Raw genomic sequence first — 14,413 nt, forward strand, 5'->3', positions numbered from 1 at the left:
CATAGCCCTTATCATAATGTTATCTTAAATAGTTGTACGCTTTCGCGAAAGCGTAACAAACATTATAACAAGCTCTTTGATTAAGTATTAGTAATGAGAATAAGGGCTGAGCGCTATCTCAAACGCTGTAATTTGATCTAAGTTATTAAGGAGTGTGTTTTGAAGGCTCGTTGCTACTTATATTTTTCTTCTTGAGTAGTAAAGATTGGATAGAAAAACAGAGTAAAGTATCTACTATACTATAGTCATTGTTATAATGCAGATATATAGTTTAGAACATTGAAAATGTACAAAACTGTAACTTTTAAAAAGCCAGTGACATTTTGACATTTTGATACAATTGGCAGTACTTTTGCCACCTCAATAAAAATTGAATTTAAGACCATTATGGCAACAGAAGATAAAACACCAGACAATACAGTAGACGAAGCTGCTCAAGAGCAGTTTGTACACGAGGCAGAAGATGCAACGGTAGAGCCTGCTGAGGAAGTAAAAGATGAAAGAAGCGAACTAGAAATCGTTCAAGATCAACTTGCAGAGGAGAAGGATAAATTTTTACGCCTTTTTGCCGAATTTGAGAATTACAAAAGACGTACTACTAAGGAACGTATAGAGTTATATAAAACAGCTGGACAAGAAGTCATACAAGCGATGCTTCCAGTTGCAGATGATTTTGACCGTGCTCTTAATGAATTTAAAGGCGATAAAGACGACGTCCACGTAAAAGGAATGACGCTTATAAGCAATAAATTTAAGGAGACGCTTAAGTCTAAAGGACTTGAAGAAATGAGTGTGAGAGCTGGAGATGATTTTAATGCAGATCAACATGAGGCAATAACTCAAATACCAGCACCTAACAAGAAATTGAAAGGTAAAATTGTGGACGTAATAGAAAAAGGATACAAACTGGGAGACAAGATCATCCGGTTTCCTAAAGTAGTTACGGGACAATAATTTTAAAACGATTTATATCGCAGTTCGAATTAAAACTCAAATTGCGATTACAATAGATTAAGAGTGCTCAGTAACGCTGAGCTTTGATTATGAAAGAAGATTTTTACGACATATTAGGTATTTCAAAAGGAGCCACAGCAGCCGAAATTAAAAAAGCATACCGAAAGAAAGCGGTGCAATATCACCCAGATAAAAACCCTGGTGATGATACTGCAGAAGCAAACTTTAAGAAAGCTGCAGAGGCATATGAGGTGCTTAGTGATGATAACAAGCGTGCTCGTTATGACCAATACGGTCATCAAGCCTTTGAAGGCGGAGGCGGTGGCGGCTTCGGTGGTGGTGGTATGAATATGGATGATATCTTCAGTCAGTTTGGAGATATTTTTGGCGGTGCTTTTGGCGGCGGCGGAGGTGGTTTTTCTGGATTTGGTGGTGGCGGTGGTCAGCGTCGAGTGAAAGGAAGTAACCTACGTATTCGTGTAAAACTCACTATTGAAGAAATTGCAAACGGCGTAGAGAAAAAAATCAAAGTTAAACGTAAGAAGCAAGCCGCTGGAGTATCATACAAAACATGTACTACTTGTAATGGCGCTGGACAAGTAACAAAAATCCAAAACACTATTTTAGGTCGCATGCAGACGAGTGCTCCTTGTACTACCTGTGGTGGAGCTGGACAAATGATTGATAAGCGTCCAGATGGTGCAGATGCGCAAGGTCTTATTGTAGATGAGGAAACTGTAAGTATCAAAATACCTGCAGGAGTGGTAGACGGGATGCAGCTTAAGGTTACTGGAAAAGGTAACGAAGCGCCAGGTAACGGTATTGCAGGAGATTTATTAGTAGCTATAGAAGAAAAAGATCACGAGTTCTTACAGAGAGAAGGTGATAACCTTCACTTAGATTTATATGTTAGCATTAGCGAAGCGGTGCTAGGTACATCAAAAGAGATTGATACCGTTACTGGTAAAGTACGTATCAAGATAGAAGAAGGTGTACAAAGTGGTAAGATACTACGCTTGCGTGGTAAAGGTATTCCATCTATAAATGGGTACGGTAAAGGTGATTTATTGGTACACGTAAATGTATGGACGCCTAAGACACTTAATAAAGAGCAAAAGCAGTTTTTTGAGAAGATGGCAACAGATGATAATTTTACGCCTAATCCAGAAACTGGAGACAAATCATTTTTTGAAAAAGTTAAAGATATGTTTTCATAATGTGAAACTTTCAAATTTTGTGAAACCAAAATTATTAGGTTCATAAAAAAAACTTATATTTGAATAACGTTAGACAATGTTTGACGTTATTTTTCTTTTTCATAGCAATTTTTTTTCCCATCCTGAACTTACGTCTAGGGTGGGTTTTGCTTTTAGGACGTTTCGTAAATCTTGTTTTATAATACGGTTTACATAGTTTTCTGTTTAAAATGAATGGTTTAAAACAATAAAGCTCTCATTACATTTCAATAAAACTCCTAAATTATAGCTAACAGATATGCCTCCGTCAGGTCATATTCCTATCTTAGCTTGATTAACTACTATCTATGAATTCATTACTTGTTGCAGATACTGTCTCAAAGAAGTTTGGTGACTTTACCGCACTTAATAACGTCTCTATTGCTGTTCCAGAAGGAAGTATTTTTGGGCTACTAGGCCCTAATGGCGCAGGAAAGACTACACTCATTCGTATTATCAACCAGATTACTATGCCAGATACAGGTAGTGTAACGCTGGGAGGTGAGCCATTACAACAGCACCATATACGTGATATAGGCTATATGCCAGAAGAGCGTGGCTTATACAAATCTATGAAAGTTGGGGAGCAGGTACTTTACCTCGCTCAACTTAAAGGCTTGTCTAAAGCAGATGCAAAAAAACGAGCCAAACACTGGTTTGAAAAGCTAGAAATAGGAGACTGGTGGGATAAAAAAATTCAAGAACTTTCTAAAGGTCAGGCGCAGAAAATCCAATTTGTGGTGACCGTAATGCACCAGCCCAAGTTGCTTATTTTTGATGAACCCTTCAGTGGATTTGACCCTATAAATGCAAATCTTATTAAAGATGAGATTTTGCAATTACGTAATGAGGGTGCTACGGTTATCTTCAGTACGCACCGTATGGAATCTGTAGAGGAGCTTTGTGATCATATAGCACTTATCAATAAATCTAATAAAATTCTTGATGGCGAGGTAAACAGTATCAAGAGGGCATACCAAAACAATACATTTGATGTAGGAGTTCAAGTTGTAGATGAGACCGCTTTCGCGAAAGCAGAACAAGAACTCAAAGCTGCTTTTAAAGTAACTCCAGCACATTTTAAAAGTTTAGGTAATGAACGCAAACTTCGTGTAGAAATGGGCGATAAGTCTACACCAAACGAATTGCTTACAACCTTAAAAAATCATGGACAAGTCACCCATTTTATGGAAGTGATACCAAGTGTAAACGATATCTTCATTCAAACAGTTAGCCAAAACAAATGAGCATTCTTACCTTAATTATAAAAAGAGAATACATTGCCAGAGTGCGTAATAAGTCATTTTTAATAATGACATTTTTGAGTCCGCTTATACTTGTGGGGATGGTTTTATTAATCTCTTACCTTACTCAACTCAATAGCGAAGATAAACGCACTATTGTAGTAGTAGACGACTCTGGGCAATTTGAAACTGTATTTTTTAATACAGACCAAACCACGTATCTCAATCTAAGTGATCAAGGATTGGAAGCTGGAAAAGAGGTTGCAAAAGGTGAAGGTTATTATGGGCTTATCCATATTAATGATAATCCTGCTATAGTAGAAGATGCTGTAACTTTTTATGGAAATGAAACACCTTCTTTTAGTTTTATAGGAGATATAGAAAAGCGCATTGAAAAGAAAATGACCGATGAAAATCTCATCGCTCAAGGCATAGATTTGAATACACTTGAAACTGCCAAAAGCAGTATAGATGTGCAAATAGAAAACTTTTCTGGGGAGACGAGTTCTAAGATGAGTAACTGGGTGAAAGCTGGTTTTGGAGGTGCTGCGGGTTACTTATTAATGATGTTTATTATCATTTATGGCAACATGGTGATGCGTTCTGTAATCGAAGAAAAGACTAATAGAATCATTGAAGTAATCATATCGTCTGTAAAGCCTTTCCAATTAATGATGGGTAAAATATTAGGTACTACCCTTGCGGGAATCACGCAATTCTCAATTTGGGTTATTGTGGGAGGAATATTGCTAGTGGTATTAACCACCGTATTCGGTATAGATCCTTCGGCGGCATCAGCGGCGAGCCCTGCTGCTTCTCAAGCGCAACAAATTGCAGAAGACCCTGGGATGGTGATTGAGTTACTACAAGAAATTCAAAAACTTCCGCTATTGCAACTCGTAGTTGGATTCTTTATTTATTTTATAGGAGGATACTTCTTATATAGCTCTATATATGCGGCAATAGGTGCAGCAGTAGATAATGAAACAGATACACAGCAGTTTATGTTACCTATCATTATGCCGTTAATGTTGGGAATTTATGTTGGCTTTTTTGCAGTGATAGATAATCCTCATGGTACCGTAGCAACAGTTTTTTCTATCATACCGCTTACCTCACCTATAGTGATGTTGATGCGTATACCATTTGAGGTTCCAGTATGGCAACTAGCGCTATCAATTACCTTACTAGTGGCATCATTCGTGTTTACAGTATGGTTTGGGTCAAAAATATATCGCGTAGGGATATTGATGTATGGTAAGAAGCCTACTTATAAAGATTTAATAAAATGGTTAAGATACTAGCACTCCTTCTTGTCCTGCAGGAAGAGACTGTAGAGAAGGTAAAAGATATTATTGAACAAGACGTATGGGGAACCATCAAGGAATGGTTAGGCTTCGAACTTATAAGTGTAGGTAAAGAGCCTAATCATATAGGTTTTACAGTGGGTCACCTTATCATTCTAATAATAGCTTTTATACTCACAAGCATTCTCCTTAAGTGGATACGTGTGTTAATGACACGTAAAATGGAAGGCGATGACAAGCTTAAGTTTGTAAGCGTATTTAAGTTTATAAAGTATATCGCTTATATAGTGGTAGTTCTTGCTACAATGAGTGCCTCAGGGATTAATATTACGGTGCTGCTCACAGCATCTGCAGCGTTATTTGTTGGTCTGGGTCTTGCATTACAAGAGGTATTTCAAGATGTGATAGGTGGTATACTTATTATGATAGATAAGTCTATATCTGCAGGAGATATTATTGAAATGGATGGAAGAGTAGGTCGTGTGTTTGAAATAAAACTGCGGACTACAAGAGCATTAACAAGAGATGATAAAGTTATAATAATACCCAATCATAAGTTTATAACTGATACTGTTTATAATTACACTCAAAACCATAAAACTACCCGAGAGAACGTTAAAGTGGGTGTTGCTTATGGAAGTGATACGAGACAAGTAGAAAAAATATTACTAGAATGTGCAGTCGCACATCCTGAGATTTTAAAGCATCCAAAGCCTTTTGCGCTTTTTGAAAACTTTGGTGATAGTTCGCTAGATTTTGGTCTATATTTTTTTGTGAGAGATAGTTTTGTAGACCCAAGAATCAAAAGTGCGCTTAGGTATGCAATAGACGATCGTTTTCGCGAAAGCGGGATTACCATTCCTTTTCCACAGAGGGATGTACATCTTTTTAATACGGCAAACCCAGTGTATACACCTAATAAAACCGCAGTTAACACCAATATCGAACCCCCTAAAAATGATATGATTGATGAATAAACAGACTAACATTATTATAGTATTACTACTGTTGAGTGGTACTTGTTTTGCTCAGCTTACAGATTTAGCTAGGCTTGAGTATACATACTTCCCGCAGGAGCAGTCTGATAATTCATTTAGGAGGTTTAGAACATTTATTAATGTTCCTATAAAACTTAAAGAGGATACATACTTAGTCCCTGGATTTGAATATCGTAATGTGAATTTAAAGTTTGAAGATGTTGTGCCTTTTAGTCGTGAGGATTTAGATAGGTTTCAATCTTTTAGTATCTCCCTAGGGTATACCCAGAAAATAAGCGAAAAATGGCGGATAGGAGCAAAATTAGGAACTACGGTAACCTCAAATTTTAGCACAGGATCTGCTGCTAGTAGTGATTATGTGCACACAGGGGCCTTATATTTTATTAACGATAAAACAAATGAAGGTCTGGATAAACCGTGGCGACTTATAATTGGTGGTCGCTATGATACAGAATCTGGAAGACCATTTCCATTACCTTTTGTAAACTATTATAAAGAATTTCATCCAGACTGGTCATATACACTAGGTGTTCCAAAATCAAATATAAAACGCTATTTTGGGAAAGATCGTAGGCACATACTCCAGAGTTTTGTTACGCTTGATGGATTTTATGCAAATATCCAAGATAATGTAGATGTTGCGATACCTGCTGGTGAGTTTGAAACGGCAGAGAGTATCTCTATGATGGTAGCACTATTTGGCGTAGGATATGAATACTGTTTTACAAAACACTTAGTATTCTATATATATGCTGGACACACGATTATAAATGACATACGATTGCGTGATGGTGATAGAGATGATGTATTTACCATAAACGACAGAAATACATTTTACGGTCGTTCAGGTATAAAATTTAAAATATAACAATGGCAAAGATTTTAATTATAGAGGATGAGGCTGCGATACGTCGTGTGCTTACCAAAATACTATCAGAAGAAAGTAAGGATTACCAAGTAGAAGAAGCTGCAGATGGACTAGAAGGTATAAATAAGATACGCGAGGAAGATTATGACTTAGTCCTTTGTGATATTAAAATGCCTAAGATGGACGGAGTAGAAGTACTTGAAGCTGCACGTAAGCTTAAGCCAGAAACTCCTATGGTAATGATCTCAGGACATGGTGACCTAGATACTGCCGTAAACACGATGCGCCTAGGGGCTTTTGATTATATATCTAAGCCGCCAGACCTTAATAGATTACTTAATACGGTACGCAACGCACTAGACCGTAAAACCCTTGTCGTAGAAAATATTCAGCTTAAGAAAAAGGTGAGTAAGAAATACGAGATGGTAGGTAAGAGTAAGGAGATCGATCAAATCAAAGAAATGATCGAAAAAGTAGCTCCTACAGATGCTAGAGTTTTGATTACTGGTCCTAACGGTACCGGTAAAGAGCTAGTAGCACACTGGCTGCATGAAAAAAGTGATCGTGCAAAAGGAGCACTTATAGAGGTAAACTGTGCTGCCATCCCGTCAGAACTTATAGAGAGCGAACTTTTTGGCCACGTGAAAGGTGCTTTTACTAGTGCAAATAAAGATCGCGCTGGGAAGTTTGAAGCGGCAAACGGTGGAACTATTTTTCTAGATGAAATAGGAGATATGAGTCTTTCTGCACAGGCCAAAGTACTTAGAGCTTTACAAGAAAGCCGTGTACAACGTGTAGGTAGTGATAAAGACATTAAAGTGGATGTGCGCGTAGTGGCGGCAACTAATAAGAATCTAAAAGAAGAAATAGCAGAAGGAAGATTTCGTGAGGATTTATATCACAGGCTAGCAGTAATTTTAATTAAAGTGCCAGCGCTCAATGAACGCAGAGATGATATCCCAATTCTCATAGAGCACTTTGCAAAGAAAATCTCTCAAGAGCAAGGAACCGCAAAAAAATCATTTTCAGACAAAGCTATTGATTTACTTAAAGCTTATGACTGGACTGGAAATATACGTGAACTGCGCAATGTAGTTGAACGACTTATTATCTTAAGTGGCCCAGAAGTGTCAGAAGGGGATGTAAAACTATTTGCTAGTAAATAATATAATTATGAGTGACATTAAACCAGAAGACTATAAAATCACTAACGGTGTGACACTTTCAGATAGAGAGACCACCTTGTTTCCAGACGTAGAAGAGAAGGAGCTAGAAAGTAAGCTTAAGAAAATACGTAAGAAATTAGGCAAACTTCAAGACACTATGTACGCGCATGATAAATATAGCGTGCTTGTTTGTCTTCAAGGGATGGATACTTCTGGTAAGGATAGTCTCATACGTGAAGTCTTTAAGGATTTTAATGCACGCGGTGTTGAGGTACAAAGTTTTAAAGTACCTACAGAGCTAGAATTAAGTCATGACTACTTGTGGCGTCATTACTTAGCATTACCAGAGCGCGGTAAATTTGGCGTGCATAACCGCACGCATTATGAGAATGTGCTTGTAACTCGAGTGCACCCAGAATATATTTTAGGAGAAAAATTGCCTAACGTTCACAGCATAGATGATGTCGATGAGGCATTTTGGGATAAGCGATTTGAGCAAATCAAAAACTTTGAAAAGCATCTTACAGAGAACGGAACCATTATCTATAAATTCTTTATGCATTTGTCTAAAGATGAGCAAAAAGATAGATTATTACGCAGACTTAATAAGAAAGAGAAGAACTGGAAATTTTCGGCTGGAGATTTAAAGGAGCGCAAGCTCTGGAATACTTATCAAGAATATTATGAGGACGCCATAAATCGCACATCGACAGAGAAGGCTCCGTGGTATGTGATTCCAGCAGATAATAAGCCGGCAGCTAGACTTGCTGTAGCGACCATATTACTAGAGACACTGTCACAATATGACGATATCCAAGAGCCAGAATTAGACGATAAAACAAAGGCAAATCTTGCCGATTATAAAGAACAGTTGAGCAATGAATAAAAATTTACGTTATATACTTGCGACTGCACTAGTAGTTGTTTCCGCTTTCGCGAAAGCGCAAAATGATTCAATTACTGTGAGAAAAATATACTCGGCAGCGCTTACAGAAGGGCAAAGCTACGAGTGGCTAGATCATCTGTCTAACCAAATAGGATCGAGACTAAGCGGAAGCCTAGGAGCCGAAAGAGCCGTGACCTGGACAAAAAGCGAACTAGAAAAAGTCGGTCTTGATAAGGTGTGGTTACAACCAGTCATGGTGCCAAAATGGATACGTGGTGAAGCCGAAAGAGCATTTATAGAAGGAGATAATGCAAGTACTACGTCTGTGCCTATTTGTGCGCTTGGAGGATCTGTTGCTACAAAAACTACTGGACTCAAAGCAAATGTAGTTGAGGTAATGGGTATAGAAGAGTTGAAGGCGCTTAGTGCCGATGAGGTCAAGGGAAAAATTGTATTCTTTAACAGACCTATGAACGACGAGCTTATCTTGACATTTCAAGCATATGGTGGTTGTGTAGACCAGCGTTATGCTGGAGCGATGGAAGCAGCAAAGCTAGGAGCGGTAGGTGTGATTGTAAGATCTGTGACACATAGTCTTGATGATTACCCTCATACGGGCTCCATGTCTTATGGTGATTTGCCTAATTCTAAACGTATTCCTGCGGCTGCAATAAGTACTAAAGGAGCTGAGCTTTTAAGTACATCCTTAAAACTAAATCCTGATACCAAGTTTTTCTATAAAATGTCTTGTAAGAATCTTGGAGATGTAGAGTCGCATAATGTGATAGCTGAAATTACAGGAAGTGAATATCCAGATAAATATATGGTTGTAGGTGGTCATTTAGATTCTTGGGATTTAGGAGACGGCTCGCATGACGATGGTGCGGGAGTAGTGCAAAGTATGGAGGCGTTGCGATTAATGAAGGCAATAGGATATAGGCCTAAACATAGCATACGTGTAGTGCTGTTTATGAATGAAGAAAATGGTCTTCGAGGTGGTAATAAGTATGCACAAGAAGCTAAGGCAAAAGGTGAAAACCATGTCTTTGCTTTAGAAAGTGATTCTGGCGGCTTTACACCAAGAGGTTTTTCTTTTGATAGTGATGATCGTAATTTTAACGAAGTATTGAGCTGGAAAGGATTATTTGAACCTTATTTAATCCACGACTTTACAAGAGGAGGAAGCGGTGCAGATATTGGTCCGCTTAAAGCTACAAATGATGGTATTGTACTCGCAGGACTGCGTCCAGACTCGCAACGCTATTTTGACCATCACCATGCAGCAAATGACACCTTTGATGAAGTAAATAAAAGAGAACTTGAACTAGGCGCTGCCACAATGACTAGCCTGTTATATTTGATGGATAATTATATACAGCGTCCAGCAAAGTTAATGCAGATGCCAATTAAGCAATAGTTGGAAACTTAATTTATACTTGTATAAAACTATATGAAGAAGTTCTTACTAACAGTATTTATTTTATGGTCTAGTTGGATCACAGCGCAAGATAATGCACCTGTACCACTAGAAAATTTATTTAGTGCAAACTTAAATATCATTGGTGCAGGATTAACTTATGAGCGAGTTCTTGGTAATAAGTTTACCACCCATTTTAATGCCTCTTATCAACTTGTAGGAGTTAGTGGTGGAAGTAATCAAGATGTTGACTTAACCTTTGCAGGTAATCTATCTGTAGGTGCGCGTTATTATTATAACAGAGAACGCCGCTTTGAAAAAGGAAAAAAGCTCACACAGAATGCAGGGAACTTTTGGGCTGCAGAGTTTCAAGTAATTCCTGATTTCACAGTGGCAACAGAAGAGCGTAATGTAAGATATCTGACTACTTATCTTGTAGGAGCAAAATATGGTCTACGCAGAAACATCACAAGAAACCTTAATTACGAATGCGAATTCGGACTAGGTTATTTATTTACAGATGAGGATGCCACTGTTTATCCATTGTTAGAATTTAAACTGCAATACGTTTTATTCTAATTCTTAAGTGGATGTCAGCAGCCCTTTTTCTTGATAAATGGCAATGCCTTTATCTATCATATCACTAATGGACGCCTCAAGTGAGGCGTCCATTTTTTTGATGTGAAAACAGCTTTTTCCTTTTAAGCATTTCCTCAACGCAGGATCTATGTCTGTAAATGCAGCTACATCTGTATAAATAGGGAAGAAGTACAACCTGCAGTCCTTGGGCTTTGGGATGACACTGGCAAAATAAAAACCATCTACTTTCTGTTTTCCTTGCATAGTTGGTATGGTGCCTGCCACTTCTAGGCCTGCGCTATCGTCTTTTCTCACCTGTAAGTGATGCTCGTGGCGTTTAATAATAGCGCGCAATGCGAGGTCTATTTCGATGGGATTTGTGATCATAGGCAGTTCCAGTATTAATTACAAGCTTCAAGATAGTAAATAGGTTGAAATCTAGACGCTCTTTCTATGGGATGAAGTATTTTTGCGCTTTCGCGAAAGCGTATCAAATCTAATTAATGAGATTCTCAGACTACACAAAGGAATTTGGCATCAATCTTAAAATAGCATATCCTATTATGTTGGGACAGCTAGGTCATATTCTTGTAGCACTAGCAGATAATTTGATGGTTGGACAGCTGGGTGCAGCACAACTTGCAGCAGTAAGTCTAGGCAATAGCTTGGTGTTCATTGCACTTTCTATAGGTATCGGATTTTCATTTGCCATCACTCCGCTTGTAGCAGAGGCAGATGGAAAAGGTGATATAGAAAAAGGTCGCTTGCACTTTCATCATGGTGTCATTATGTGTACCATAAATGGCGTGCTACTATTTATTACGCTACTAATCGCAAAGCCTTTATTATATATGCTTGATCAGCCGCCAGAGGTGGTAGAACTGGCAATTCCATATCTTGAGATTGTAGCACTATCTATGATTCCGCTTATGATATTTCAGGGTTTCAAGCAGTTTGCAGATGGCCTGTCACAAACCAAATATGCAATGTATGCTACTATTGTAGCAAATGTGGTCAACGTTGTTTTTAACTATGTATTGATTTATGGAATCTGGGTATTCCCAAGATTAGAAGTAGAAGGTGCAGCCTGGGGAACATTAATTTCTCGTTTCTTTATGGTGGCGCTGCTGATTTTTATGCTTTCGCGAAAGCGTAAATTCAAACCCTATTTTCACTGGGGAAGTAAGGAGCACATCCAGCTTGCTGAGTCTAAAACCTTATTTAAATTAGGATTTCCAACAGCATTACAGATGCTTTTTGAAGTAGGCGTTTTTACAGCTGCTATATTTCTATCTGGAATACTAGGAACGAATGCACAAGCGGCAAATCAAATTGCGCTTAATCTAGCTTCTATGACATTTATGATCGCGGTAGGATTAGGAGTAACGGCAACCATACGCGTAGGGAATCAAAAAGGTAAAGCCGATTTTCCTAACCTACGACGTATCGCTTTTTCTATTTTTATACTCTGTTTCTTAATCGAAGCTGTATTTGCAGTAGGATTTATATTGCTTAAAGACTGGCTTCCTCCATTTTATATAGATAATCCAGAAGTGATTTTTCTAGCAGCCCAATTATTAATTGTAGCAGCCTTATTCCAGCTAAGTGATGGTGTGCAAGTAACTATACTAGGAGCATTGCGCGGATTGCAAGACGTAAATATTCCCACTGTAATCTGTTTTATAGCCTACTGGATAATAGGATTTCCTATAATGTGGTATATGGGTAAAGATGAGCAAATGGGTGTGCAAGGTGTCTGGGTAGGTTTGCTAGCAGGGCTTACGGCTTCTGCAGTGATGTTGTACTTTAGATTTAATTACCTTAGCAAGAAATTAATAGACCAACAGTAATAATACGATATTTATGAAAGTACCTAAGTTCCTTTTAGGCGATAATTCAGATTTTTCAGATCATATTTTTGTGATACATACCGAGTTTCCAAGGTTTATAATTGACCTTACGATAGATGAGATAGAATGGTTTGAAGAGTTTGACCGTCAAGACGAAGACGAGCTAGCCTCAGAAACAGAAAATGCCATCAAAGATGCTACCGAGTGGTATGATGCTGAGATGGAAAAGTTTGACAAAGAGCAATAAACGGTGGACCAACTTATCCAATACGATCAAGATTTTTTCCTTTTCCTCAACGGATTAGGGTCACCTGCGTGGGATCAATTCTGGCTTATTGTTACAAATAAGCTTAGCTCGATTCCTTTATATGTCCTACTACTTTTTTTTATTTATAAAAAGTTTGGTGTAAAAGGAACCTTGATAACAGTAGTTGCGGTTGCGTTACTCATTACGTGTGTAGACCAACTAGCAAATGCTTTTAAGCATGGTTTTGAAAGACCACGTCCTTGTAGAGTAGAAGACTTTAAAGGCATTATACGATATGTAGCAGAGCGCTGTGGTCGTTATGGTTATTATTCTGCGCATGCGGGAAATAGTATGGCAGTTGCTGTTTTTGCAGGTCTTGCCTTAAAATCAACACATAAGAATCTAATCTTTATACTGCTTTTTTGGTCTGCGATGGTAGGTTATAGCCGTATTTATGTAGGCGTTCATTATCCAGGTGATGTGCTTACAGGTTGGGTAATAGGAGCAATAATTGGCTTTGGAATCTATAGACTACAGCAGTGGGCCGTAGCAAAGTGGGCCTAAGAATCGGCGGTTGCGATTAGTGATTTTGCAGCTTTAAAAGGTGACACCTCACCGCGAGCAACTTTCTCGAGAATTTCGGGAAGCGTTGACTTCACGTCATTGTTATTATAAAACGTGTCCTTAAGAGTATTCTCTATAGTTTGTAATAGCCAAAACTTGTTCTGCTCTGCTCTTTTCTTAGCAAAATATCCAGAGGCCTTTGTATGATTACAGTAATCTGAAACTAAGTCCCAAGAATCTGAAATCCCTGAATGTTCTAGTGCACTACAAGTAATAACCTTTGGTGACCAGTTACTAGGCTTAGGTGGGAAAAGGTGTAATGCCTTTGCAAAGGCAGATCTAGCCAGCCGTGCTGCCTTTTCATTACCACCATCTGCTTTATTGATTACAATGGTATCTGCCATTTCTATAATCCCGCGTTTGATTCCTTGTAGTTCATCTCCTGCTCCGGCAAGTTTTAGTAATAGAAAGAAATCAACCATAGAGTGTACTACGGTCTCACTCTGTCCCACGCCTACAGTTTCAATAATAATAGTATCAAAGCCTGCAGCCTCGCAGAGTATGATCGCTTCTCGCGTTTTGCGAGCTACGCCACCTAGAGAGTCTCCAGATGCGCTAGGACGTATAAATGCATCTGGGTTTTGAGATAGCTCATACATCCTCGTTTTATCACCTAAGATACTTCCATGAGAAACAGAGCTCGTAGGGTCTACCGCAAGTACGGCTACTTTTTTTTCTTGATCTGTAAGATAGTTTCCTAAGCTTTCTATAAATGTACTCTTACCTACACCAGGAACACCTGTGATTCCTAGCCTAACAGATTTATTGGCATGGGGTAAACACAGTTCTATAAGTTGCTGGGCTTTTACTTGATGCTCTTGAACCGAGCTTTCTATTAATGTGATTCCTTGTGATAATGCGGTAATATTACCAGTAATTAATCGCTGGGCTAGTTGTGATACATCAATAGTGCCTTGCTTCTTACTTTTTTTGTAAAATGCAGGATTAATACTCTTGTTTATGGGTGTGTTTTTGTCGCTCACAATGGTAATACCAAATTACTACTTTCTACAAACATCTACATCAAAAAAAAACCAC

At 38.3% G+C, this 14,413-nt stretch carries 15 protein-coding genes; 13 read left to right on the forward strand and 2 right to left on the reverse strand.

Features of this window, described 5'->3' with window-relative positions; translation table 11 throughout:
- The first annotated feature begins 387 nt into the window (after positions 1 to 387).
- From KRODI_RS10085 to KRODI_RS10130, 10 genes are all read left to right on the forward strand, one after another.
- Positions 388 to 954: a nucleotide exchange factor GrpE gene (locus KRODI_RS10085; protein WP_013751506.1), complete on the forward strand. Its 567-nt coding sequence runs from the start codon at positions 388 to 390 to the stop codon at positions 952 to 954.
- An 89-nt stretch (positions 955 to 1,043) separates the two neighbouring features.
- Positions 1,044 to 2,171 (forward strand): molecular chaperone DnaJ, encoded by a 1,128-nt coding sequence (dnaJ, locus tag KRODI_RS10090; RefSeq protein ID WP_013751507.1) that lies wholly within the window; start codon positions 1,044 to 1,046, stop codon positions 2,169 to 2,171.
- 326 nt (positions 2,172 to 2,497) lie between these two features.
- The gene (locus tag KRODI_RS10095) at positions 2,498 to 3,436 is read left to right on the forward strand and encodes an ABC transporter ATP-binding protein (RefSeq protein WP_013751508.1); all 939 of its coding nucleotides are present in this window, start codon (positions 2,498 to 2,500) and stop codon (positions 3,434 to 3,436) included.
- Entirely contained in the window at positions 3,433 to 4,737 is a 1,305-nt protein-coding gene (locus KRODI_RS10100; RefSeq protein ID WP_013751509.1) for an ABC transporter permease, read from the forward strand. Before KRODI_RS10095 ends, KRODI_RS10100 begins: the two co-directional genes overlap by 4 nt.
- Positions 4,722 to 5,717: a mechanosensitive ion channel family protein gene (locus tag KRODI_RS10105; RefSeq protein WP_013751510.1), complete on the forward strand. Its 996-nt coding sequence runs from the start codon at positions 4,722 to 4,724 to the stop codon at positions 5,715 to 5,717. The genes KRODI_RS10100 and KRODI_RS10105 overlap by 16 nt, the downstream gene beginning before the upstream one ends.
- Complete coding sequence (locus tag KRODI_RS10110) at positions 5,710 to 6,606, forward strand: DUF6268 family outer membrane beta-barrel protein (protein WP_013751511.1); 897 nt, start codon at positions 5,710 to 5,712, stop codon at positions 6,604 to 6,606. Before KRODI_RS10105 ends, KRODI_RS10110 begins: the two co-directional genes overlap by 8 nt.
- A gap of 2 nt (positions 6,607 to 6,608) precedes the next feature.
- Entirely contained in the window at positions 6,609 to 7,772 is a 1,164-nt protein-coding gene (locus tag KRODI_RS10115) for a sigma-54-dependent transcriptional regulator (protein ID WP_013751512.1), read from the forward strand.
- Positions 7,773 to 7,779: 7 nt separating this feature from the next.
- Positions 7,780 to 8,658 carry a PPK2 family polyphosphate kinase gene (locus tag KRODI_RS10120; RefSeq protein ID WP_013751513.1) on the forward strand — a complete coding sequence of 293 codons (879 nt, stop codon included), beginning with the start codon at positions 7,780 to 7,782 and terminating at the stop codon, positions 8,656 to 8,658.
- Positions 8,651 to 10,075 (forward strand): M20/M25/M40 family metallo-hydrolase, encoded by a 1,425-nt coding sequence (locus KRODI_RS10125; protein WP_013751514.1) that lies wholly within the window; start codon positions 8,651 to 8,653, stop codon positions 10,073 to 10,075. Before KRODI_RS10120 ends, KRODI_RS10125 begins: the two co-directional genes overlap by 8 nt.
- 33 nt (positions 10,076 to 10,108) lie before the next feature.
- A complete protein-coding gene (locus tag KRODI_RS10130) occupies positions 10,109 to 10,654 on the forward strand; it encodes a hypothetical protein (protein ID WP_013751515.1) in 546 nt (181 codons plus the stop codon).
- Positions 10,655 to 10,657: 3 nt separating this feature from the next.
- Here KRODI_RS10130 and KRODI_RS10135 read toward each other — a convergent pair whose 3' ends face one another.
- A complete protein-coding gene (locus KRODI_RS10135) occupies positions 10,658 to 11,041 on the reverse strand; it encodes a hypothetical protein (protein ID WP_013751516.1) in 384 nt (127 codons plus the stop codon).
- A 116-nt stretch (positions 11,042 to 11,157) separates the two neighbouring features.
- Here KRODI_RS10135 and KRODI_RS10140 point away from each other — a divergent pair, with 116 nt between their 5' ends.
- Genes KRODI_RS10140 through KRODI_RS10150 form a run of 3 tightly spaced genes read left to right on the forward strand, consistent with a single transcriptional unit; the run spans position 11,158 to position 13,315 of the window.
- A complete protein-coding gene (locus KRODI_RS10140; protein ID WP_013751517.1) occupies positions 11,158 to 12,504 on the forward strand; it encodes an MATE family efflux transporter in 1,347 nt (448 codons plus the stop codon).
- Between the two features lie 13 nt (positions 12,505 to 12,517).
- Positions 12,518 to 12,751, forward strand: coding sequence for a hypothetical protein (locus tag KRODI_RS10145; RefSeq protein WP_013751518.1), 234 nt, complete (start codon positions 12,518 to 12,520; stop codon positions 12,749 to 12,751).
- A gap of 3 nt (positions 12,752 to 12,754) precedes the next feature.
- Positions 12,755 to 13,315, forward strand: a complete 561-nt coding sequence (locus KRODI_RS10150) for a phosphatase PAP2 family protein (protein ID WP_013751519.1) — start codon at positions 12,755 to 12,757, stop codon at positions 13,313 to 13,315.
- On the opposite strand, the gene meaB is transcribed toward KRODI_RS10150, so the two are convergent.
- The gene (gene meaB / locus KRODI_RS10155; RefSeq protein WP_013751520.1) at positions 13,312 to 14,358 is read right to left on the reverse strand and encodes a methylmalonyl Co-A mutase-associated GTPase MeaB; all 1,047 of its coding nucleotides are present in this window, start codon (positions 14,356 to 14,358) and stop codon (positions 13,312 to 13,314) included. The two genes, KRODI_RS10150 and meaB, sit on opposite strands and share 4 nt — an antisense overlap.
- Positions 14,359 to 14,413: the final 55 nt, after the last annotated feature.

It is taken from the genome of Dokdonia sp. 4H-3-7-5 (genome assembly GCF_000212355.1).
GTDB lineage: Bacteria > Bacteroidota > Bacteroidia > Flavobacteriales > Flavobacteriaceae > Dokdonia.

What these genes read in the sequence shown, in the direction of transcription:
- KRODI_RS10130 (WP_013751515.1), top strand. Translation starts at nt 10,109, where the DNA reads ATGAAGAAGTTCTTACTAACAGTATTTATTTTATGGTCTAGTTGGATC.
- dnaJ (WP_013751507.1), top strand. Translation starts at nt 1,044, where the DNA reads ATGAAAGAAGATTTTTACGACATATTAGGTATTTCAAAAGGAGCCACA.
- KRODI_RS10120 (WP_013751513.1), top strand. Translation starts at nt 7,780, where the DNA reads ATGAGTGACATTAAACCAGAAGACTATAAAATCACTAACGGTGTGACA.
- KRODI_RS10100 (WP_013751509.1), top strand. Translation starts at nt 3,433, where the DNA reads ATGAGCATTCTTACCTTAATTATAAAAAGAGAATACATTGCCAGAGTG.
- KRODI_RS10125 (WP_013751514.1), top strand. Translation starts at nt 8,651, where the DNA reads ATGAATAAAAATTTACGTTATATACTTGCGACTGCACTAGTAGTTGTT.
- KRODI_RS10135 (WP_013751516.1), bottom strand. Translation starts at nt 11,041, where the DNA reads ATGATCACAAATCCCATCGAAATAGACCTCGCATTGCGCGCTATTATT.
- KRODI_RS10115 (WP_013751512.1), top strand. Translation starts at nt 6,609, where the DNA reads ATGGCAAAGATTTTAATTATAGAGGATGAGGCTGCGATACGTCGTGTG.
- KRODI_RS10095 (WP_013751508.1), top strand. Translation starts at nt 2,498, where the DNA reads ATGAATTCATTACTTGTTGCAGATACTGTCTCAAAGAAGTTTGGTGAC.
- KRODI_RS10145 (WP_013751518.1), top strand. Translation starts at nt 12,518, where the DNA reads ATGAAAGTACCTAAGTTCCTTTTAGGCGATAATTCAGATTTTTCAGAT.
- KRODI_RS10105 (WP_013751510.1), top strand. Translation starts at nt 4,722, where the DNA reads ATGGTTAAGATACTAGCACTCCTTCTTGTCCTGCAGGAAGAGACTGTA.
- KRODI_RS10140 (WP_013751517.1), top strand. Translation starts at nt 11,158, where the DNA reads ATGAGATTCTCAGACTACACAAAGGAATTTGGCATCAATCTTAAAATA.
- KRODI_RS10110 (WP_013751511.1), top strand. Translation starts at nt 5,710, where the DNA reads ATGAATAAACAGACTAACATTATTATAGTATTACTACTGTTGAGTGGT.
- KRODI_RS10085 (WP_013751506.1), top strand. Translation starts at nt 388, where the DNA reads ATGGCAACAGAAGATAAAACACCAGACAATACAGTAGACGAAGCTGCT.